24 protein-coding genes are annotated in these 21,377 nt (G+C 48.6%); 8 read left to right on the forward strand and 16 right to left on the reverse strand.

Features of this window, described 5'->3' with window-relative positions:
• Positions 1 to 393 precede the first annotated feature (393 nt).
• The gene (locus ABI361_08440) at positions 394 to 714 is read left to right on the forward strand and encodes a DUF2795 domain-containing protein (protein MEO9320685.1); all 321 of its coding nucleotides are present in this window, start codon (positions 394 to 396) and stop codon (positions 712 to 714) included.
• A gap of 119 nt (positions 715 to 833) precedes the next feature.
• On the opposite strand, the gene ABI361_08445 is transcribed toward ABI361_08440, so the two are convergent.
• The 3 genes from ABI361_08445 to ABI361_08455 all read right to left on the reverse strand — a co-directional run bounded on the left by ABI361_08445 (position 834) and on the right by ABI361_08455 (position 2,779).
• Positions 834 to 1,424 carry a hypothetical protein gene (locus tag ABI361_08445; protein ID MEO9320686.1) on the reverse strand — a complete coding sequence of 197 codons (591 nt, stop codon included), beginning with the start codon at positions 1,422 to 1,424 and terminating at the stop codon, positions 834 to 836.
• Positions 1,425 to 1,581: 157 nt separating this feature from the next.
• Positions 1,582 to 2,217, reverse strand: a complete 636-nt coding sequence (locus ABI361_08450) for a hypothetical protein (GenBank protein ID MEO9320687.1) — start codon at positions 2,215 to 2,217, stop codon at positions 1,582 to 1,584.
• A gap of 253 nt (positions 2,218 to 2,470) precedes the next feature.
• Positions 2,471 to 2,779, reverse strand: a complete 309-nt coding sequence (locus ABI361_08455; GenBank protein ID MEO9320688.1) for a hypothetical protein — start codon at positions 2,777 to 2,779, stop codon at positions 2,471 to 2,473.
• A 303-nt stretch (positions 2,780 to 3,082) separates the two neighbouring features.
• Here ABI361_08455 and ABI361_08460 point away from each other — a divergent pair, with 303 nt between their 5' ends.
• Together ABI361_08460 and ABI361_08465 are read left to right on the forward strand one after the other, a co-directional pair.
• Positions 3,083 to 4,360, forward strand: a complete 1,278-nt coding sequence (locus ABI361_08460; GenBank protein MEO9320689.1) for a hypothetical protein — start codon at positions 3,083 to 3,085, stop codon at positions 4,358 to 4,360.
• A 323-nt stretch (positions 4,361 to 4,683) separates the two neighbouring features.
• The gene (locus ABI361_08465; protein MEO9320690.1) at positions 4,684 to 6,078 is read left to right on the forward strand and encodes a PQQ-binding-like beta-propeller repeat protein; all 1,395 of its coding nucleotides are present in this window, start codon (positions 4,684 to 4,686) and stop codon (positions 6,076 to 6,078) included.
• Between the two features lie 25 nt (positions 6,079 to 6,103).
• Here ABI361_08465 and ABI361_08470 read toward each other — a convergent pair whose 3' ends face one another.
• The 5 genes from ABI361_08470 to ABI361_08490 form a co-directional block, all read right to left on the reverse strand.
• Positions 6,104 to 6,841, reverse strand: a complete 738-nt coding sequence (locus ABI361_08470; protein MEO9320691.1) for a DUF2334 domain-containing protein — start codon at positions 6,839 to 6,841, stop codon at positions 6,104 to 6,106.
• Between the two features lie 142 nt (positions 6,842 to 6,983).
• Entirely contained in the window at positions 6,984 to 7,652 is a 669-nt protein-coding gene (locus tag ABI361_08475) for a hypothetical protein (GenBank protein MEO9320692.1), read from the reverse strand.
• A gap of 94 nt (positions 7,653 to 7,746) precedes the next feature.
• A complete protein-coding gene (locus tag ABI361_08480; protein ID MEO9320693.1) occupies positions 7,747 to 8,022 on the reverse strand; it encodes a hypothetical protein in 276 nt (91 codons plus the stop codon).
• A gap of 251 nt (positions 8,023 to 8,273) precedes the next feature.
• Positions 8,274 to 9,194 (reverse strand): polysaccharide deacetylase family protein, encoded by a 921-nt coding sequence (locus ABI361_08485; protein MEO9320694.1) that lies wholly within the window; start codon positions 9,192 to 9,194, stop codon positions 8,274 to 8,276.
• A 267-nt stretch (positions 9,195 to 9,461) separates the two neighbouring features.
• Positions 9,462 to 9,683, reverse strand: coding sequence for a hypothetical protein (locus tag ABI361_08490; protein MEO9320695.1), 222 nt, complete (start codon positions 9,681 to 9,683; stop codon positions 9,462 to 9,464).
• Between the two features lie 205 nt (positions 9,684 to 9,888).
• On the opposite strand from ABI361_08490, the gene ABI361_08495 reads away from it, so the two are divergent.
• On the forward strand, positions 9,889 to 10,251 hold the full coding sequence (locus ABI361_08495; protein MEO9320696.1) for a hypothetical protein: 363 nt from the start codon (positions 9,889 to 9,891) through the stop codon (positions 10,249 to 10,251).
• A gap of 97 nt (positions 10,252 to 10,348) precedes the next feature.
• Here the strand turns inward: ABI361_08495 and ABI361_08500 are convergent, their stop codons facing one another.
• The gene (locus ABI361_08500; GenBank protein MEO9320697.1) at positions 10,349 to 10,705 is read right to left on the reverse strand and encodes a hypothetical protein; all 357 of its coding nucleotides are present in this window, start codon (positions 10,703 to 10,705) and stop codon (positions 10,349 to 10,351) included.
• 198 nt (positions 10,706 to 10,903) lie between these two features.
• Here ABI361_08500 and ABI361_08505 point away from each other — a divergent pair, with 198 nt between their 5' ends.
• On the forward strand, positions 10,904 to 11,044 hold the full coding sequence (locus ABI361_08505; GenBank protein MEO9320698.1) for a hypothetical protein: 141 nt from the start codon (positions 10,904 to 10,906) through the stop codon (positions 11,042 to 11,044).
• On the opposite strand, the gene ABI361_08510 is transcribed toward ABI361_08505, so the two are convergent.
• The gene (locus tag ABI361_08510; GenBank protein ID MEO9320699.1) at positions 11,031 to 11,816 is read right to left on the reverse strand and encodes a DUF72 domain-containing protein; all 786 of its coding nucleotides are present in this window, start codon (positions 11,814 to 11,816) and stop codon (positions 11,031 to 11,033) included. The genes ABI361_08505 and ABI361_08510 overlap by 14 nt on opposite strands.
• Before the next feature lie 96 nt (positions 11,817 to 11,912).
• Here ABI361_08510 and ABI361_08515 point away from each other — a divergent pair, with 96 nt between their 5' ends.
• The gene (locus ABI361_08515) at positions 11,913 to 12,221 is read left to right on the forward strand and encodes a hypothetical protein (GenBank protein MEO9320700.1); all 309 of its coding nucleotides are present in this window, start codon (positions 11,913 to 11,915) and stop codon (positions 12,219 to 12,221) included.
• A 318-nt stretch (positions 12,222 to 12,539) separates the two neighbouring features.
• On the opposite strand, the gene ABI361_08520 is transcribed toward ABI361_08515, so the two are convergent.
• Positions 12,540 to 12,782, reverse strand: a complete 243-nt coding sequence (locus tag ABI361_08520; protein ID MEO9320701.1) for a hypothetical protein — start codon at positions 12,780 to 12,782, stop codon at positions 12,540 to 12,542.
• Positions 12,783 to 13,597: 815 nt separating this feature from the next.
• Here ABI361_08520 and ABI361_08525 point away from each other — a divergent pair.
• Entirely contained in the window at positions 13,598 to 14,248 is a 651-nt protein-coding gene (locus tag ABI361_08525) for a hypothetical protein (GenBank protein ID MEO9320702.1), read from the forward strand.
• Positions 14,249 to 14,648: 400 nt separating this feature from the next.
• Here ABI361_08525 and ABI361_08530 read toward each other — a convergent pair whose 3' ends face one another.
• Both ABI361_08530 and ABI361_08535 read right to left on the reverse strand, forming a co-directional pair.
• Positions 14,649 to 15,884, reverse strand: coding sequence for a PAS domain-containing sensor histidine kinase (locus tag ABI361_08530; GenBank protein ID MEO9320703.1), 1,236 nt, complete (start codon positions 15,882 to 15,884; stop codon positions 14,649 to 14,651).
• A 339-nt stretch (positions 15,885 to 16,223) separates the two neighbouring features.
• Complete coding sequence (locus tag ABI361_08535) at positions 16,224 to 16,592, reverse strand: hypothetical protein (protein ID MEO9320704.1); 369 nt, start codon at positions 16,590 to 16,592, stop codon at positions 16,224 to 16,226.
• 1,886 nt (positions 16,593 to 18,478) lie between these two features.
• Here ABI361_08535 and ABI361_08540 point away from each other — a divergent pair.
• On the forward strand, positions 18,479 to 18,955 hold the full coding sequence (locus ABI361_08540) for a hypothetical protein (protein MEO9320705.1): 477 nt from the start codon (positions 18,479 to 18,481) through the stop codon (positions 18,953 to 18,955).
• A 421-nt stretch (positions 18,956 to 19,376) separates the two neighbouring features.
• Here ABI361_08540 and ABI361_08545 read toward each other — a convergent pair whose 3' ends face one another.
• From ABI361_08545 to ABI361_08555, 3 genes are all read right to left on the reverse strand, one after another.
• Positions 19,377 to 19,637 (reverse strand): hypothetical protein, encoded by a 261-nt coding sequence (locus tag ABI361_08545; GenBank protein ID MEO9320706.1) that lies wholly within the window; start codon positions 19,635 to 19,637, stop codon positions 19,377 to 19,379.
• A gap of 108 nt (positions 19,638 to 19,745) precedes the next feature.
• The gene (locus ABI361_08550; protein ID MEO9320707.1) at positions 19,746 to 20,054 is read right to left on the reverse strand and encodes a hypothetical protein; all 309 of its coding nucleotides are present in this window, start codon (positions 20,052 to 20,054) and stop codon (positions 19,746 to 19,748) included.
• A gap of 388 nt (positions 20,055 to 20,442) precedes the next feature.
• A complete protein-coding gene (locus ABI361_08555; GenBank protein MEO9320708.1) occupies positions 20,443 to 20,709 on the reverse strand; it encodes an Lrp/AsnC ligand binding domain-containing protein in 267 nt (88 codons plus the stop codon).
• Positions 20,710 to 21,377 lie beyond the last annotated feature (668 nt).

Genomic DNA, 21,377 nt, shown 5'->3' on the forward strand with positions numbered 1-21,377 from the left:
TGCGGTAAAAGGTACCCGCCGAGCAATACCAAATGTCTTGAATGCGGTCACGAACTCACTCTTATCGAGGATCATTAGCACAGCTTACTAGTGACCGAATTGCTTTAGAATGAGTGAAGACCGCCAGCGAACCGCAATAAGCTTACTTTTGACTTGCCAGCCACTTCTCGACGAACTCCTTGAACCCTTGAGAATCAAAAGGCTGGTGGCACCGACACTGGCAATTGTTGTTACCGTTGCAGGTCCAGTGACTGCAGCCGTTTGAGCCTTGGATATCCGGACTTGTAGTCAAGAAATGCAATAGCCTTTTCCAAAGTCTGCTTTGAACCTTTGCCTCGAATGCAAAAAGCATTTTCTATAACCGTAATGAGGTATGCAGGGATGCCATAGCTCATGTCATCAGATGAGCGCGAACACCCCGAGCAAATCCCGAGCAGGGCAAATGAGGGATTAACTAGCAAAGCGGTCAGCGAACAGGGAGGCATTGAAGGCATGAGAAAAGAAGTGGACGTCAAGTCATATCCAAAAGCAGCGGCCGTCGGTCAATTGCTAAAGGATCTGCAGTTTCCAACAAGCAAGCAGCAGATACTGGACTATGCAAACAGGGCCAGGCCGCAAAGTGAGGAGATACTTTCTGCGCTGCAGAGAATTCAGGACAGGCAGTATAGCAATGTTGCAGATGTGGCAGAAGCCGCGGGCCTCGTAAGGCAGTAGCAGGCTAGAATACTGCATATTCAGCCAAAGGGCAAACGGCTAGCCACTCTTGCCGCGCCCTGCCTTTTTCCCCTTGTTTATTCAGCTCTTCGGCATGCCGGTTCGGAGGGCATCGGCTTTTACGAATCGAACTTTATGGAATGGACTGATTTATCAAACTGCAGCGCTGCAGAGGGGCAGTCGGGGTCGCTGCATGCTAGAGTGATGTCAAACGCGCTGGGGCCGTCGGCAATGATATACGTTTCATCCGTGGCAAATCCGCTGGTGCCTTTGAAATGAGCGACCACGTAGTAAGCTGGCAGGCCGTTCAGTCGGGTCTGTGATACCGTCCTGATTTCAAAGTCATACTTGCTAGGCACAGCAGCCTGCTCATGCGCAATCCTGGAAGCTACAAAGTCATCAAACGTCTTGTCGTGCAGCGGGATTTTTTCAATAGCTATTGCAGAACTGCCGTTGTGGAACGCTACAGCTGCGGTGTAATTGTCTTCAGGCGCAAGTGTCCTCACCTTGTAATTTTCCCGGGCGTGCCAGCCATCCGGGTACTTGATGGAAAAGCCGTACTGGTGATTGACGTAAGGATTAGGAAGCGGCATGCTAGCATAAATCTCGGGAATCAAGGTTATCCCCATGAATACCACCAGACCTACGAACATGAGAACAAGTTCGTCATTTAGGCGCGGGGTCTTCTTGCGTGCAGTGGGCGAGGACAAACATCAAAGCCACCTGCCGGTATTATTTTAAGATACTACATCAGGGTTTTGCTGGGACCGTCGATTTGGGAGATTGAACATGGCAATAACGTCCAGCGGTTTAACGGCCCAGACTTTTGCCAGGTTGCGACTCCGCAAAAAAATAAACGGGCTGCGTTTACCTGCGCGGTCCGCTGCCGCCTGTCCTTTCTCTTTCCTTGTCGGTGCCAGACGACCTTGAAGTACCTGTTGCTGCCGTCCTTTCAAACGTCATTGCTGTGTTTGAATTGATTTTTGAAATGTCCCTTGACGACTCTCGCGCGCGTGTTAGGTAGGCCTTGGATGCATCCATATTTGCCAGGACCGCTCTGTTCCATATCCTGCTAGCGGAAACCGCATTGTCTGCGAAATTGCTCACCGACTGGGTGTACATTTCGGCCAGTTTTCTTGGTGACATCCACCAGTAGACTGTATCAAGGTAGTTGGACCACATTTCCTGAGTCGAGCTGATGACCTGCTTCTGCGAATCAAGAAAATTATTTGAAATTTCTTCTGCACTGTCCATCGCCTGCTGATGATAGTCAGTTACGCTCTGGGCATACTGTGGAATCTCCCTTCTTGCCTCCTCGATCGACCGCCTCACGCTTTCCTTTGTCCTGTCAATCGCTCTGGAGGTCTGGAGCTCCTGCTCCTGCAATTGTCGTTGTGAACTCGATTCATACTCTGCTGACTGCATGCCTGACCTTGCCCCTGCACCGGCAGAGGTCCCTGATGTGCTTGACGACAACTCCGACTCGTCTCTTTTAGATGCCATACATAATCACTGACGAAGAGAGCGGTTTGACACTTGAACTCTTTGCAAGATATCATCATATCAAATTGCGCAAGAGCAACGACAGAAACTTCTTGCGTTCAAAGCGGCTTGCTTTATTGGCGTGGCTCTGGCTGCCTTGGACGCCACTTACGAGCAGCTCTCCAGCTACCTGTCGAATTGTCTAATCCCAGCTTCGCGAATAGAATCAAAGTCTGTAGTCTATGATACGGGGCTGGCTAAAAAATTGCCAGATTTACTTTAATTTATGCTTCTCGATTGAGGGGTAGGCGTTAATGTTGTGCGCCGGAAACACCTCAAATTTCGGTGGAGTATACTTTAGCTTTTGAAAGACTGGCTGAAGCCGAGTATCGACGAACTTTTTAAAATCGCCTTCCGACTCCCATACGTCCGCAATACGCACGGTCTTTTTTGCTGCGTCATAAGACATCCCATGAAATACGCCTCCCTGCGGGTGCTTGTGTTCCCAGTCGACTTCTTTTCTTACCGTCTCATACATTTCCTTCGTAAAGCCTTCTCCTGTGACAAAGACAAGGACTGCCATTGTGAACTAACCGGTTCTGGTCGTATTTCACTTTTTCTGGGTAGATCATGTTTTATTGTTGATGATAATGCATAGACCTACCAACATTATCATTCTCGTTCGACAAATCATAGAGGCACAGGTTATGGCGCTGAAAATAACCAAGCCCTAATCCCCACTGAACGCGTTTGAGCAGGCAAGTCTGCCGATTTGAATGCTACAGATTTAGTTTGGTAACAATCAGCAATCGAATTGGAATAAGTCATTCTTATGATTTTTGTGACGAATCTCATAATTCTCATGCTGCCACTCCGAATCGTTGCAATGAACGCAAAAATGACGGCAATGGCAGCATCTGTTGCTGTTGCAATTCTAATGACTGCGCTGGTCGCAGTCGGTTTCAGTCCAGTTGCAAACAACGCACTGGCACAAGTGACAAATTCAAGCACAACCAGTACACCGGCAACTACTGCCAGCACGGGTGCCAGTTTTCAACTCAATCCGACATCCGGTAAGGCAGGGACTTCGGTCACAGTAACCGGCTCCGGGTTTACCGCTAATAGCACAGTTTCGCTGACATTCGATTCCTCCGCTCTGACAACCAGTCCAAGTCCGGTAAAAGCCAGTTCAGGTGGGACGTTCTCCGCAGTCTTTACAATCCCGTCAAATGCAACGTCTGCAGGTTCACATGAAATAATGGCAAAGGACGCAACTCATTCAGCCTCCGCTATCCTGAGCGTATTGGCATCCACCTCCGCCAACAGTACGTCTACAGCATCAACATCAGCGACAACGTCGTCATCCGCTAGCACCACGAGCGCGGCTGGCAGCTCAATAGTGCAGCAGGGCACCGTGGCAAGTACAAACGGCAACGTCACAATCCTGTCTCCCAGAAGCGACGGGGCAGTGTTCACAGGTACCATTTCATATGCTGCTGGCACTTCGGTGCAGCTCTTTGTCCTCCACGCGTACGGGCTTGCTTCTGGCCAGACGGTAAGCGGCATATCAGCAACACCTCATACCATCATGGGTCCTGACGGAAAGACCTATGCAGTCACGGAAATTAGCAACGCAGGATCTACTACAGGCGATTCCGGCTCGATAGTATTTAGCGGAAACGGGCTCATGCTGAGCGCGACTGGCAGCAGCTCGTTCATAGCAACATACACGCTCAAGGCCTCGATAGACACGCCAAATATTGTGAACAGCCTTGCTTCAACTACGGCTACCGCATCCTCTACCAGTACGGCGACAAGTTCCAGCTCGGCCGCCGCTAATTCGACATCCGCGCCGGTGAGCAACAGCACTGCGACTAACAGCACGACCAGCTCTTCATCGTCTGCTGCAAGCATCACTCCAACCGCAGGCTCAGCCAATAACACAATAACGGTCAAAGGCCAGGGCTTCCCGCCAAACGCTTCCATAGTAACGAGGGAGACGATCAATGGGGCTACAACTGGACCGCAGGTCAGCGCCAGCGCTGATTCTTCAGGGTCATTCCAAATTCAGTTGCCGCTCGTTTCGACAATCCACGGCGCGTCAATAAGCATCCAGAGTTCAAGCGGGTCTGTTATAGCCAGGGGCACTTACATCGTACCCTAGTTAGGGGCAACGCCCTTCTTTTCTTTTTAATTCAATCACAAAATCACTTAGGCTTGTAATAAGCACGGCAGAAGGCCGGCTAGAACCTCTTGCATCTAGCGCTCAAATTCGATTTATGAAATTGATTCAGAGAGAGCCCCTCACCCAGATCTATGAAAAAAGCCAAATGTTGGAGAGGTGGGAGGACAAGGCTAGAGAAATTCTTGCCAATCGTCCACAGAATCAAGACCGCCGATTTCATGGTAAATAACTCCCGATAGTCTTTATGCTACGTTGCACACTAAACTGTCTTAAAATTGAAACTCAAACCCATGTCACTGGCTTTGATCGCAGGCTTCGCAATTGCGGCAGTTGCTCTCTCGCTGTATTTTGCAGCGGAGTCCGGAGCACAGCATGCAAGCACTATTTCTCAAACTCCAGTTAGCAACATTAGCCTCAACTCTTCACTTGCTGCAGCAAACTCGTATTTTGACTGGCCGATGTACCACAGGGACCCTGCACATACGGGGTTTATTCCAATCAATGTTACAACCGTCAGGCAGGGCTGGACCTCCGAAAGGCTGGATGGCGCGATATATGCGGAGCCCCTTGTCATGGGCAAGAGCGTCTTTGTGGCGACAGAGAACAACTCGGTTTATTCCCTTGATGCAGGCAGCGGAGCCGTGAATTGGAAGGCTAACATGGGCCAGCCGGTGGCCGCAGACACTCTGCCCTGCGGCAACATTGACCCAAGCGGGATTACCGGCACCCCTGTAATCGACAACTCTACGCGCACCCTTTACGCGGTTGCACACCTCGCCGGGTCCCGGAGCCACGAGCTGTTTGGAGTAAACATTGACACCGGCAAGGTTGTGATGAAGCGAAATGTCGACCCGGAGGGCATGAACCCCGTAGTCCAGCAGGAGAGAGGGGCGCTGACGATGCACAACGGCACGGTCTATGTCCCGTTTGGCGGCCTGCTAGGCGACTGCGGGAATTACCTTGGCTGGGTGATGGGCGCAAGGGCTGACAGTCCGGGCGCCAGCCTTGTCACATACATGGTGCCGGCAAACCGGGAAGCGGGATTCTGGGCTACTCCGGGGCCTTCGGTTGACCCGGCAGGCTATCTCTACGTTGCAAGCGGCAACGGCGACTCTGTGACCAAATACGATCATGGAAATTCCATAATCAAGCTCTCCCCGTCTCTTTCAGAGGCAAGCTCGTTTGCCCCTTCCGACTGGGCGTCGCTAAATGCTGCAGACACCGACATCGGCTCTATCAGCCCCGCAATCGTGGGACACGGCCTTCTCTTCCAGTCGGGCAAGGCCGGAGTCGGCTATCTTGTCAACTCGAGTTCTCTTGGCGGGATTGGCGGCGAGCTGTTCGCGGGGAAGGTGTGCGCTGCGTCGTTTGGCGGTACGGCATTCGCGGACCCCTATCTCATGGTGCCGTGCACCGACGGGCTGTACATGTTGAAGGTCAACGCCGCATCAAGCTCGTTTAGCGTCGCGTGGCACTCGCAGCCGTTCTTTGCCGGCTCGCCGATAGTGACTGGCAACGTTGTCTGGGTGATAGACGTGAACTCTGCAACGCTGCACGCATACAACATAAAGACCGGGATCGAGGTATGGAAGTCCAGCTTGCAAAGCGTGCCCCACTTTGTCACGCCTGCTGCCTCCGGCGGAAGGCTGTTTTCGGTGTATGATACCAGCAGGATTGCCTCCTTTGACCTGTCGTAAGGAGTCCATAGCGGGCTATTTCATTTCAAAGAGCGGCCAACTCTTCCAGCTGGGGTACAAGTTCTGCGTACGTTGGAATTTCATAGTCATGTTCGAGGAGTGTCGAGATTATCTTCTTCTGGTCTTTAGGCGCATCGGGAGGGTCTCTTGGGTGCAAGGCGACCCTGATTATCTTTTGATTCTGTTCAATGTCGCGCTTGAATGCGCGCTCGTCTCTGCCCATGTTCACAACGTTTTTTTCAGGAAAGCCGGTCGAGTCCCAGTTCAGAACCTTTGCAAGCTTTATTTCCTTGCACTCTTTTGACGGGTACAGCAGCAGGTATTCCTCCTGCTCCTCGGCCAGCCGGAATTTCAATTTTTCCAGCACACTGATGGCGCTTTGATTCAGCTTCCATGCTGGCGGTATGAACACGTTGGTGCTGATTCCTATCTCGCCAAATATCTCGATGGCCGCGCGTATTCTCACTTCAGCACTTGCCTTTCTTGCGGCATGAAAGTTGTCAAACCGGCCGTTTCTCATTTCATGGTACAGGCCATGCATGACAAGCTGGCAGTTCTTGAAAGACTTTATCTTGTCCACAAATTCCGGGTACCTGGGAAGGTCCTGCTCTTCGTTAAAAAATGGAATCAGTGCAATGTTGAATTTTATGCCCAGCTGCTCCAGCATGTAGGCCAATGCAAATATCTTGTCAGAAAACGCCGGGCAGGCATCGTGGATGGTGACGACTCCTATTCGAGCACCTGGCAAAGGCTCTTGTTTCAATGAAAAATGATCGCCAAAATCGGATTTAACATTATTGAAAGTTTGAAAACAATGATTTTCCGGATTTCCTGCCTGGCTGGTTTATCCAAAATTCAGGGGATAAGGTGGTCTGAAAATCCCATACCCTGTCGGCTCTCTTCGCCTAGAACCTCTCGTTGACAAGCATTTGCAGGTCCAGCAGGCAGCGCCGGGCGTACCTGCGGTCCCGGGGGTACTGCTTTTCCACCTGCCTTAGGTAATAGTCGTAGACCTGGTCGATGCTTGCGTCCGGGGTGCCAAGCACAGAGCGCGCCCACTCCCTTTTGCTCCTCATTCTCACAAATGGATAGTTCATGAGAAAAAGCCAGCAGTCGCTATCAGACCTGCTGGCGGTGGATTCGTATCCGACTAGCGGCAGGTTCTTTGTCACAAGCCTGGCGCGCCTTGAGCCAAATAGCGTCTTGAATTGCTGGACTGTATCCTCGCCCTCGTTCAGGCTGTAAAAGACTACGGTCGCGTCCTCCAGGTCGTAAAAGTAGCCGGTCTCTTCCTCGTCCAGCGTGCTCAGGTTGCCGAACCAGAAATCGCACCTCTTGAGCTGGTCCTTTGACAGTTCATTTATCGCCCTCAGCCGTCCCTCCTCGTACAGGTCCAGGTCTATCTCGATTCCTATCGCCTTGTCTGCCCTGGTGGTCTTGGCGACCTCTATGACAACCCTGCCCGAGCCGGAGCCCAGGTCGTAGAAAACGTCGTGAGAGCGGATTCGCGCAAGCTTGACAAGTTCGGCTATCTGACTCGGCTTCAGCTCAAATGAATTGCCGGCATCCTGCACTGCATGAGGCTCAAGCTCGGGAGCTATTATACGTACCAGCGGGTTTGGGCAGTCAAAATTGAGCCGGCAGGCACAAGTTGAAATCTATGAACAGCTATTTGCCAGAATGCTTGCCCGAGGGCGGTTCCTTACTCAAGTCGTCAAAGATATCATCAATGATCATCTCCGCGCCGGGCCCAATCAACCCCTCAACCGCGGCATAAACTGAGCCACGATTGGCGATATCGGTCCCCCTTGATGCAAGATGACATCTTATCGTCCTTGCAATCGGGCCTCGAAGCGAATCAATATGGTCGTCTGGTCCGTCGCCTGCTCCGCCGGATGCTGTACGTGATTCCTTTGGAGGAATACCCCCAGGAGAGCCTGGCAATGCAACTAGAAGATGATTTGCAGTGTGGTAATAACTGGTTGTATGTCAGGACTTTAATTTACTGTCTCGCAGAAAGTAACATTTTCTTCCAAAACGACTGCAGCGCTAGTTTAGCGCAGCGCTTTGTGTCATCGGTAGCCCTTGCTATTTGCGAATCACTGATCGAAAGATGAGCAAGCTAAAAGGAGAGCCGCCTGCGAACTGCCGACGATACGATAAGTGTTAATCGGCTTTTTCCTGGCAGTCCTCTCTTATGGTTCCCGCCCAGCTACGTACTCCATCGGCACGAATCTGATTCCCTGGGCAGTCAGGTTATCGATTAGCGAACCTAATTGATCAAGCTTTGTCATATTTATGGAATTTTCAAGCTGCCTTGATACGGCGTCCTGGTTTGCAAAATCCTGTGGATGTAGCGTTAGTACTGAAAATCCTCTCTTTTGCGTGCTCCCGTAATTCAAAAGGCCGTTAACAATCACGGAATTGGCTCTTGCCTGCCAGAATCCATGCGAGTCGATATATGAAAATTCTATGGTTTCAGGTATGTGTTTTATTCCGTACTTGTCCACCCCGAGGGGCCACATGATGACATGATCCTTGTCCAGTCCGGAACTTATGACCTTGTATCCGTCTTCATACAGAGCCTGTAGCGTGTCATTGTTCAATCCATTGTACGGCATCAGGGAAACAGCAGGTGTGGTGTTGTACAGCTGGCGCAGCTTGTCCCTTGCCATTGCAAAATCCTGAACCTGCTGGTTTTCAGGCACCTTCGAATAGTCAACATGATGCCATCCATGGATATCGAATTCGGCCAGGTCCTTCTTGTGCGCTTCTCCCAGTTTGTTGGTGATTAGCGGATCGCTTCCAAAGTCAGCCATAATAAGCCCTGCAGAAAATGGCTGGCTCTTGTTCTCCAAGAGTTGCACTAGGCCCACCTGCACCTTGTCCAGCCAGTAGTCCTGAAAGTCGTCAATCCTTATCACTATACATCTGCAGGTCCCCTGATGAACGCTCTGACTTTCATTTGCCAGGATCTTGTCTGTCGCATTTCCATCTGCAGGCTCGACCGCGTTGACGTTCTCAATGGAAAAGCCGCTGGTATCGTTTTCGAGGGCCGCCTGAGTCTCATTTTTACTCTGGGTTGCATTGCCGCTTTCAGGCGGGTTTGCGTTCACATTTTCAATGCAGCTGCTGTTTGTGGCCTGTTGATGTTGGCCCGGCGGGCAGACAGGTACTTGATTTTCCGATGCCGGTTTGGACCGCGCAGGATAGCTGTTATTGAGAAGAATTAAGGCTGCAGCTACAACTACCCCAATTCCAATTGCTGGTGCAAGATATCGCATTTTTGCCATATTAGACAATCAACGTTCTTTGTATGCGCAAGAATCTGTCGCACGGCGAGATAAGCATTTTCTTTTTCCAAGGGCTGAAAAGTTAAGGGATCAGGCTTTGTTCAAGCTCAACCCATTCCAATGTCCGTTTCCATGAGGAACGTAGACTGGGCTGCTGTCCTGCTGGCTTGGCAGAAGGTAACTGATAGCCTGAGATATAGTGTGTCCTGCCTTCTCAACGCCTAATGTCAAGCCTGACCATACTGTATGCCATCCAAGACCGAGAACTAGCAGTATTAGCGCCATTCCAAGTATGCCTGCCAGCAGGCTCATAATTGGCTGAATTGAAGGTGGAAATAAAATTATTGTGCAAGGCGAGTGTAGAGTCAGGCTCTAATCTCCGGTTGGCTTGGCAAATGCAGGATGTTCGCTTCGGTCTTTGGGCTGCAGGGATAACAGAATCATTACCCGGCTTGCCCTTTAGATTGGTATCGTATATGTTAAAATAAACAGGCGAGACCAGTCTTTTGGATTTTTGTTGATAGACATACAATGGTTCAGCGGGATCGGCGCTGACAGGGTTTCTGCAGACGACCCTACGGGAGAGCCTGTATCGGACGTTGTGTTATGGTTTGCTGATGACACCGAGTTTTCAGTCCGCCAATGGGCAGGCAGGGTGGTAAAATGCACAAGAGTGCAGGTGATAGAGCAGGACTCTCCTGCCGAGGCAGTGGCACCAATAATTGCTGTGAAGTATTTCCGCCAGGATGCGACAAAGCCATCGCTATACCAGCGGTTTAACAAGCTTGCAGTTTCATGCGTGGAGCTTGAGGTCGACAATGACCTTTACACGAGACGGCAAAAGCCTGCCGGAAGAAGCGGAAGGAGAAGGCAGGTTTAGTCATCAATCTTTACAAAGGTCGCAATCCCGGGTGTATCAATTGAATTAGGTAGTGTTAACTTGCAGGCGGTTGCTCGCAAGGTTCTTCCTGCTCCTGTCATTTGTTGAGGGCTTTGCGTATCAGATTCGCTGATGCTTCCTTGTCTTCAACCTCGAAAATGATTTTCTTGTATTTCTCGTCCTTCAGGCCGACAGTCACGCACTTGTCGGGGTCATGCATCTCGTAAAAGAACCACCCTTCCTTTGATACATATCGGCCGTCCTTCACCACGCCGGGTATGGCCGTTCCACCCATCCTCAACTGGTTGTACATTTTCCAGTCTGCCTTTTCAGTAGAGACGTCAACTATGTGCTCAATTGGAATCGTGAGCTGGTTCTTGATGGCAAGCACCCTGTCTATGCCTTTTAACTTGAAAACTACTGAATTGCCTTCAAGCGCAATTTCGCCTGCCATTTCAGCCTAGGCCACCTGGTTCCTTCCGTATATGCCGGCTGTCATATTTGCATGGACCTCTCCCTCCCCCCAAGGTGCCAGCTCTGATATAAGATGTGCTTATTTCCCTCAGACGTGGGCTGCACCGGATTATGCGAAAGGTTTGGCTGCAAGAACAAGCACTATCGCAACGGCTGGAGATACTGTAGCAGGTGTGCCGTGTTCGACCAGACCGAATCGGTCCGGTGCAGATGCTGCAACAACAGGCTGAGGTTTTCAAATGTCAAGCCAAAGGATGAGATGCAGGTTCTTGGCATCCTTGTCAGCGAGGTACCGGCCTTGGAAGCTAGACCAGCCTAGCCTGCTTCATTTCCTCAAACGTTGCTTCTGGCAGTCCGACCATCCTTCTGAACATGTTTGCCGAGCCGGGGCCAAAGCCTGCATAGTGGTTGTTCTGCACTACAATTGCCAGCGGTGCCTCCTTTGTCTTTTTGACCTTTGCAGCCCAGGACTTCATTTCCTTTGCCCGGTCGCGCTGAATCATCCCAAAGTCCTTTTCGTCTATCGACCTGTCGCCTATGAACCGGAGGTAGATAAAATCAGTCGTGACCTTTGGGGGAATCTTTATCGAATCAAGCACGCTCCAGGCCATGCAGATGTTGTTTGATGCGAGCAGGTCATACGTGTCCTGCTCAAACCATGAGTCGTGCCGGAATTCCACCGCATACCGGTAGCCTCTGTCCAGCTGACCTGCGAGAAGTTCAAGTTTCTTGAATGCCTCCTTCTTTGAAAGTGAAGGCGGCAGCTGTATCAGAAAGGCTGCCATCTTGTCTCGCAGCGGCCGAAATGAAGCATAAAGGTAGTCAAGGTCTTTTTCCGGCTCTGCCAGCCGCCTTTCATGGGTTATGGTCTTTGGGAATTTGGCGGTGAAGCGAAAATTATCGGGTGTTGCCTTGGCCCACTTTTGGGTCATGAACGCATTTGGTATCCTATAGTACGACGAGTCAATCTCGACCGTATCAAAGACGCCCGAATAATACTTCAGATAGTCCTTGCTCTCAAGGCTTGCAGGGTAAAAGTGGCCGGCCCATGCAGGATAGCTCCAGCCGGAGCACCCTATGCGGTATTCCACAATGGTCCAATGGTTTATGCCAGAGGATAAGCATAGCTCCCCTCTCCCCCGGGTGACATCGCTGTTAAATCATCCAGTCTTTAGCATTTGGCAGTTATGCCAGACGAGCAGGAACTTGAAGCGGCAATAAACAGAGTATTGGCAAGCGAGCGCAAGGACATAAATCCGCTGTACAGCATTGCCCTTAATCGTACTGCAACGCTCTTTATCAAGACCATCGAGAGTGCGCCAAGAGACTATGACAGGCTAACAGAGATGATAAGGCAAAAAGAAGCCGCTATAGCTCAGGCGGAGGACTGCTTTGATATAGACGTCCTGGATACAGAGCGCGATGCTCTGGACAGGCTGCGCGGAATTGTTCAGGCATGGCAGATGGGAAGAAACCTTGACTCTATAGCCTACTGAGCAATTAGCGATGAGATATGAGCCTTGAATAACCGCGATGCGGCTTGATTGAAGCCGACAAGTACAATCACTGCCTAGTCAACCGATAGTCTTCCAGTTACTGTCGCGGGTCTGGACTAGCTTTCTGCGGGATTACGCCTGATGATGCCTGAAGTGTCACGGTCACATTCGCCGGTCTGCCCTGCGGGGCTTGAGGAGACGGGCCTGCCGGTGTATGTTTGGCTACCGATTCCGCCAAGCCCAGCCTTGCACGCTCTGTAAAGTGCAACGGCGGATGCAGGGAACTGGATATTAAATATAGTAGATTGGCTTTGATTCTCAGTTCAGCGGCTTTCTTTTCAATTCGTCTTCCACCATCGAAATAATCACTTTGGCCGTTGGCGCTCCGACTATTTCTGACAGCGGTAATTGCAGCTGCTGAAGTACAAATGCTCCTGATTGAAACACTATTCCTTTCTTTCTAAGCTGTTCCATTATCCCGTTTGTTTTTTCTTCACCAAGTACTGACAGTGACTTTTTCAAAGCTCTATGTACATCAAGTCCATCTACAGGTGCGTCCAATGAACTGACAATGAACTATTGCGCTTGGATTAAAATCTATGGTACTCTATGGCCACTGCGATACTTTGCCTTGTATCGAGCAGTTCTAGGACCAAGCCGGAGCTTGACGTTGCAGCAGGGACACGAATTTTCTGGCCAAACAAGGTAGACATCGCATGTATTGCAGCGCTTCTGTCCGTGACCATATCTAAGATGACTAACTGACTTGTACCGAGAACAGATGCGCTTGCAGGCCACTTGCTAGTCGATTACTGGGCTAGGATAAAAGATTGCTGTCGTGCACTAAAAAGGGCTAGGGAGAGCCACGTCGTCCGAGGGCTCTGTGCAAACACAGAATGGGCGTTCTGGCTCACTTCTAGCCCCGAAATTGGTGTACACTTGACAGCGTTTTGAATAAATTAAGCATTGTCTTAAATTTGCCCAGCTCATTTTGCTGAAAGAAAATTATTCAAAGTGGGAGAGAGGAGCCTTTGATGAGAAGGCAACCGCGCAGGAGTAGCATGATTGTAAATCTCCTCTCTTCCCGCCTTACAATTATCCGGGAAAATCTTAAACTTTGCTCTTCGATCACTGATTAGTAGATAAGTTGCTTAGAGGCCAGGGGAGACGCCCGTATGGAAGGCTAATGTCGAGCGCGCTCAGCCTGACCCCGATGTCTTGAGCAGATTCACATTGGAGGAAAAAGATAAGGTTATTGAAAACTTCAACTAGTAAATTGTTATCGAAAACGTCCTGGGTGAAATTCAAGGCATCAGAAGAAAAGCGGGTAACAAAGGACCAAACACAAGATATCCATTCCAAATAAGAAACGAGTGTTGACCGGAAATTCGGTATTGCTGATGTGGAACCAAGAGCAGATGTATGACAGGATAGTAAAGTTACTTGAAAATTCAAAATTTGAAGTATTTGCCTTTCTAAGTGAATATACTCTAACCTTGACAACTGATGAACAGATATTCCAAACTCCAAAGAAAGAGGCTCGCAAGAGAGGAGTAAAGTTACGATACGTCACCGAGATAACAAAAGACAATCTTTCGGACTGCAAAAAGCAGCTGGACATGGTAGATGAATTAAGGCATCTTGGCAGGATAAGCGGCAACTTTCTAATGAATGAAAGTGAATTTATGGCATCGCAGGAAATATCGGCTCGGCATCCAATCACAGAGGGATTCTACACAGACATTAAAAAGCTGGTAAAGCTGCAGGGTTATGTTTTTGAAACGTTATGGGAGAATGCGATACCAGCTCATGAGAGAATCAAACAGATAGAGGCAACAGAAAGTTATAATCGTGACAATTCAGTTTATGAGGTCTCTCAAACAGAAGAGGAGAAGAAACAGGTAATTGACAGATTCTATGTATGTCCAAAATGCAGATCTACGTCCATCTTTGCTCCAGAGGCAGAACAGCACAGTCATGCGACAGGCCATGGCATGGCAAAGGAATTTCCATTTTTTGACAAGTGATATGATTGCAAAAGACGGTCACATTGCCAATGGAAGGCACTTATAAAGAAGAACAAGGGAGGCTTTCAAAGCTCTCCCCTCAAGTGCCAGCTCCGACATAAGATACGCTTTTTTTGCTTGAACAGATGAATTGCCGCAATCTCTGCGAGCGAATAGGTTCAATGCAAAAGTCCTATAGGAATGGATGGCGCCACTGTTCTTGATGTGCTTATTATTTCAAGACTCAGGCTGTTCGCTGCGAGTGCTGCCTCAACAAGCTGCGATATGGCAAATTAAAGCCAGAACCAATAAGAAATGACCTTCCCGGACTCTTGATAAATGAGCATTAAGGCTTATGATGAGTTACGCTTTGCCCGGTCAATCATGCCATGATATTTACCGTCTTTGTCCAGGAAGTGTCTTACGACGCAACGGGCAGTCTTACCTGAAATATCGCGCCCTGTGTGCCATCTACACGATTAGATCCTACAATATGACCTCCATGAGCCTGTACTATTTCGTTCGCAATGAACAGACCCAAGCCCGTGCCCTTGCCGCGAGTATGCTCATCAGTTTTTGAGGCGAATTTTTCAAACAGTTTTGGAAAGATTTCTGGAGGTATGCCGCAGCCAGTGTCGGTAATGTCTATCTGGTAAAGGCCCTTATTTGGAATGAGCGATGACGTTATTCCAATTTGGCCCTTATCGGTGAACTTGATTGCGTTGTTGACAATATTTTGCAGTGCTTGCATTAACCGTTTTTCATCGATCTTCAGTTCTGTATCTGTTTGGAGGGAGCTCTGCATCCCATCGCTAGCTGGTGCGCCTGAAACGACGATAACGTCCTTGGTCTTCCCATAACTCTCGATGGTCATTTCTGCATGTATGACAAGATTGTTTAGTATCGAGCTGGCTTTGACGTGCTGTAAATTGTATCTAAACTGGCCACTCTGGATTGCGGCTACATCTAGTAAATCATTGGCAAGCTCTCTTAACCGGATTGCAGACTCGCGTATTCCCTCTACCATTTTCTCGGCGTTAATGATGCCTTTTTCCAATAGCTCAGTGTAGCCCAAGATGGGTTGAATCGGTGTTCTCAGTTCATGGGCTGCAATGTTGAGAAATTGCTCCTTCATCTCTAACGCCGTCTTTAATTCTTCGGTTGCCTTTTCCTTGAGCCGCCTTGCTTCGCATATTTCCGTGAGGTCTGTAATGACGGTATTGCTTCCGATAAAATTTCCTCTTGCGTCATGGAGATCATTAGCGCTTAGGAGGGCAGGAAAGCTGCTCCCGTCTTTTCTTTTCAGCCATGTTTCATGGCTATTTATGTTGCCATTCTTCCTCCATTCCTCAAAGCCTTTCCGCTTCTCCGTCATGTATTCCTCAGGAGTGTGATCAAAAATAGTGTGGCCGATTACTTCTGACTTGCTACTGTAACCCAGCCTTTCGACATACGTATTGTTGCAATCGAGTATTACTCCGTCTCTGTTTATAGTTCGTAGCAGTACTGGCGCATTTTCATATAACGCTCTGTATTTTGATTCTAGCTCCTTCAGCTCCTCATATTGTTTCTCGATGATCTCCTCTCTACGTGAGCCGAAAAAAGCTCTAATTCCTCGAGGTGTATTTGATGGAGGCGGCGTGTCGGCAACAGCCAATCGACAACCGTTACATACTGCAGCCGGAGCATTTGTTATGTCATCGGGTGTATTGACAAATACACATGGCCAACTGCCTCCAAAAAGACGTTCGGAATCCTGTAACCTGTAATGTTACGTTTTACATGAAAATCGTTCGCCGACAAAAGGGGAAAAGGGAGCGGCCCTCTCCCGGCTGTTGCATTTCTCCGGGAGGACTTTAACTTATCGTTTAATCCGTGGCTGGATATGGAGCTAAGCTCGTTTGCACAACTGGCTCTGCTCCAAGCATCCGATTTAACTTGTCGTTACTTTCAAGCAACGCCATCATTGTCAGATTCGCTTGATGACATGGTACTGTTACCGACCTATACTCCGTCGAAGCTCAGATTCGGTTTTGAACAAGTCTTCCAACATGGCGATTATTTGAGGAGTATTCCATACGCCGCCATCCGATTCAACTTTGAGAAATTCTATAGTCTCTCTTAGTCGCTTGACCACTTTGCCATCAGAAACCACCAATCCAGCGCATTTTGAAGCCATGGTCATATCTTGATGATCCATTAGCCATTTCCTTGCTTTGTCAGTAATGGCTAACTTTCCGCTCATGTCCGGCTCAAGCCAGCGCTTATGAATCAGAAACGAGGTCCAAATATCGACAAGCGGCCAGTCCCCTTCAAAGCGCGACACAATTTCCTCTTTGGCAATACCTCGGTCAATGCAAAACATGACGTAGATTGCTTGACTTAGGCCTTTCAGAGAAAGAGGATCGGTTGCTCTATCGACAAAGCCCGACGAGATTGCTCAACTTACCCACCATAATCATGATATGCAATCGATTCCTCAAATAGGAGTAGGTATGCCAAGTATTTAGATTGTTGCTTTGTCCTCGGCATTTCTTGGACCAAGACGCAGTTTAGATTCGCAGCTCGGGCATACGTTGGTCTCATTCATTGACCAGTCTAATGTACGCTTTCAAAATAATCGCGGTGCGATGGGCCTGCCGGTGTGAATATGGCAAACGCATCCGGCAAGCCCCGCCTATTACGCGCTCTGTAAAGCGCGTATCCAAAGGCTGAGAACTTGATTATAAGTATAGTAGAATGACTCGACAGATGGAAAGAAATCTTGACTCCATGGCGTACTGAGCATAGTTAGCTAACATGAGATCCAAGGGTTCAATATCCTCGGCACTTATAGACTGTCGTGAAGCCAATAAGCACAAGACCGGCATCGACAAGCAACAAAAAGGCTGCAGGATTTTGCATTTCGTGCAGCGCTCCTGCAACGACTGAGGCGCTATTCCAAGAGGAAGGGGCAGTAATCATTCAGAGATACTGTGACAAATGCATAGCAAAGGCTAGTCGTTAGGTCTGCAATATGTCAGGTTAATTGCATAACTGCATCAGATAACCTTTGATTAGAGTGGGAGAGAGGAGCCTTTGATAAGGCAACCATGCAGGACTGGCATGATTGTAAATCTCCTCTCTTCCCGCCTGTTGCATTTATCCGGGAGAGTCTTATACCTTACTCTGTAGTCACCGATTAGTAGACAAGTTGCTTAGGGGCCAGGGGAGACGCCTAAAACCGCTGGTGGGAGAGAGAAGGGCGCTCAGCCTGACCCCGATATCTCAAGTTCACTCGTGCTGCGAAAGATAAGGTCATTGCAAACTTCAACTAGTAAATTGTTGCCGAGAAAAATCAATCCCCAAATATCCACTGATCGGGCAATAAGCAATTCAAAAAAGGCGGGCACGTGGTCCTGAATTACAGGAGTCGGACTCCTTATGGCAAGTTACCCTGCCATTGGACCGTTACCCGCCTTAGTTACTCTCACAGCTAGGTGAGAGCAAGCTGCAATAGGCAGACATGCGATATAGCATTAGCAGCTGCGACAAGTGTGAACTTCGTAAAATGGATGGCGGTCTCAAGGAAGAGCCGAAAGGTCTCTGCGACGGAGAGGCAAGACGCTGACGTGATGTCGCGGCGATTCTGCGGGACATAACGCCCCGGCTACAGCATGCAAAATAACGTATTTCAAGGCGTGATTATCGAACTGCTGTTATCCCTCTGTCTTAGCCTCGACCATACCACAAGTGACATTAGGGTAGCCGTTTCGATGACTAATGTGCATACAATCAGCCAACCCAGGGCATTTACCACAAGGCGCTATGATTCACCAGACAAGCACAAGCCTGTCTTCTGCTTAACCTGCGATGGGGTTGCAACAACAGAATTTGTCTTTGAGGAATACGGCGTAATAGTAGTTAGGCGGTATTGTGACACATGCCTGCCCAGAACATTGTAAAAGGGGAAAAAGAATGCGCTAGTTGGACTGCTAGATTCTGAAATGAAAGTTAGCCTCGCCAAAGCTGCGCTGTGTATGCCTCTGTACCGCCCGTAATTTTCAAGACGTACCATTGCCACTGATTGGTAGTCCAGCTTTTTGAGCCGTCGAAAAGGATGGTCGCGCAATCATCCAATTCAAAGATGGATTATCCTGATTTCCCGTACATAGAACTACTGAAACAATCCCTAGGCCAATAGACCACCATCGCAAATCGCCTCTTTAAGTACTACTCCCACCTAATGAGAGTGGTAGTAGATGGGGGATTTTGCAGAAATTTGATATTGAAAATGCACTCTCGGAATACCCCTCAAGAGCCGAGATTTTGCAATTTCTAGACGCTTATAATTCCATACAAGCCGCTGAATCAGCATACAAGTGGCTACTTGACAAATCATTTCATGAACAACAAATAGAGGAAGTTGCTGCAGGAGGAGCGCATACAGTGCTTGGTGCTCGCATGGCAGGGAACCTGTGGGATATTCTGTCGAACCTCGCAAAAATTGGAACACACGCAGGTTTTAGTATTGACACTAGCATCCAAAATGAAGAGTTGGTATTTGTAGTTGGGAATATCCCTGATGATAAATACTCATCTAGCTTTGTAGAGGATTTACTAGCGCTAATCTTTGCAAGACTCTCCAACTTAGCATCATGTATTACTCACACCAACAACACTACAACAGCCAGGATTTCAATGGTCCGACACAGGAAGAACTCAATTATGACTTTTGTTCCTGAGTAGCCGGAATTAGAACGACTCTGCACACACTTTATTACTCCAAATGCACGAGGCATTGCCACATGCTAGCCGGAAGACAGCTTATGAAATGTAAGGAAATCGATGAAGTCTCGTGGTACATTCATCGCAGGATAAGTACCATAGGGCCTTTATTATTTCTCGACTGGAATGGCTGAGAAGGTTGTACGCCGACATGTGTTCTTTTTCATAAGGACGTCCGAGCTGGAGCCCGGTGACTATGCGACTTCGTAACTACTCGCTTTCCATTAAAGGCCTGCATGCGCCGCAACTAATCGACTCTAGGTTCTGAATAGGACCGGTAAAGCCTGCCTCCACAACACCAACACTCTGTTTCAAATAACGGGTAATCAACGCCGCATGCATAGCATAGAGTATTCTTGTTAGGTTCACCTAGCTCGTTCAACTAGCGCATCGTCCACCGTTCGCCCTTCGTACTCATTTTCCATCCTCGTTCTGTTCTTGCCATCCATCCATTATGCTGCAGAAATATTTTCCACATATTGTAAAGCTGCTGGTCGTCGCCCAAGTTCTTTACAATATTGCTTTCAGTGTCATTTCTGACAAGGCATTGCATAACATACACCGCTTGTTTCAAGCCCGATAGCTTTGTGGGATCAATCCGCGCACTCATCTTGCCTCTGATACTACTAGTTGATGCGAGCATAACTATCATTGCACCAAGAGCGAGCTAGTGAAAGCGTGCTTGGTTCAATAACAATATTGGACTGGACAATAAGACCAGTAATTGAGCATTATCATACGAGTTATTTGTCTAATAGCTGTTGCCCCTTAACGTCTCGATGTTTTTGTCTATCTGCATGAGAAGTATTTGATTTTGTTGGAGTACTGCCTGATTCTGCTGCAAGACAGCCTTGATTTCGTCTAGCAACTGGTTGTTAAAAGTGGAAAGCATTATCATTTCTCCTTGAAACAACCGGGTAAGGGCATCTTGGCCTGCGTCTTCTGACATGGTGTACTGTATGCGCAGGTCGCTTATACGCAATTGGTTGAATCTGAATCTGGAGTGCTGGCCAAGAAAGGCAGGCACATGGCCGGAATACAGGAGTTGAGGGCTCCTCATGGCAAGTTACCAAGCCAAACAACCGTTACCCACCTTTGTGAACCATTCTTTAAGTCGCGCCATTATGCGCGTGTATTACTACAGTGCTGCTTCCTTTTATCCTCGGCAGTAAGTTCTTGGCAGCTTCGACAGTTTGGGGCCTTGCATTCCTGAGCAGCTGAGTGCAGCACGGACACCTCAAAGAATCAGGCGGCCTTCGCAAAGGCTGCTCCTTAGATGCAAGCATTGAATAATGTGAACTGCAGACGACTAACGCAATGTTATGCTCAAACTGCGGTCATTCAGTTGAAGAATACTCCGCTAACTCGGATAGTGTACTCCATTGGGGCCATGTTGTCTATTGTCAGATGTTTAGATGCGGATGTTTAAAGCCGCAAAGATAAGACAATTAGGCTGCTTGCGTGTCTGCATCTTGCCTGTAAATGACATTGGTCAAGACTGACTGGACGTAGTGAGCTGACCTGATTTCCTTTACCACTTTCTGCAGCTGCTGTTCGTCTGCAGCCTGAACCTTGACAACAAGGTCATAGACTCCATGCGTCCTGTGAACTTCGAGCACACCCTGGATTTGCCTTATTGCCGTTTCAGCAAGATAATCTTGATCTAGGTAGCAATTTACAAGGACGAGGCCGGAAATCACGAGTATACTATACAAGTCGAGTACTAAAGCACGTCACGATATCTGCTGCTAGTTTGACAATCTCTAGCGACTAAGCGAACTTCATTTATACGTAGGCAAATGTAGAAGTATAAAGAACGTTGTTTCATAATGGCTGCGACTCAGAAAACGATAGAACAAATTCATAGATTGATTGCTCAAAGAAGCGGCTCAATTACTATGCAAGAGCTTGTTGGTATCGTAGGAAATGCTAGAGCGGTGCAGAAAGCAATCACGCGGCTTGTTCTTTTAGGCAAGGTAGGGAGGCGCAAGAGCTTTCTTCCAGGGTCAAGTGGGATATCTTACGTCTACATAGACTTGGGAGCCAATGACCAAAAGCTACTGGCCGCCAGCCCGATATCTTCTCTATTGCCCTTAGTACTTCGGCACACCAGCTGATTTCCTTCATGACCTTCTCAAATGGCATGAGCTCGGTATTACCATCTAGCCTCTGGCTGGCTGATTGGCAAGGCCCTCTCGTCTACTCTAACGTGAATAGGCAGGACATAGGCTGTTGGAAATAGACTGATAAACTCATGCAGTCAGACCTCCTTTAAGCACTAAAGTGATGTCCAGTTCGTCTTCAACCAGCAAGATGCGTGTCGATTATCAGACATCCTTTTGTAGACCGTGGGCTTGGCTTACTGCGTAATTTAATCTCAAGA

It is taken from the genome of Nitrososphaera sp., from assembly GCA_039938515.1.
In the GTDB taxonomy this organism is placed as follows: domain Archaea; phylum Thermoproteota; class Nitrososphaeria; order Nitrososphaerales; family Nitrososphaeraceae; genus Nitrososphaera.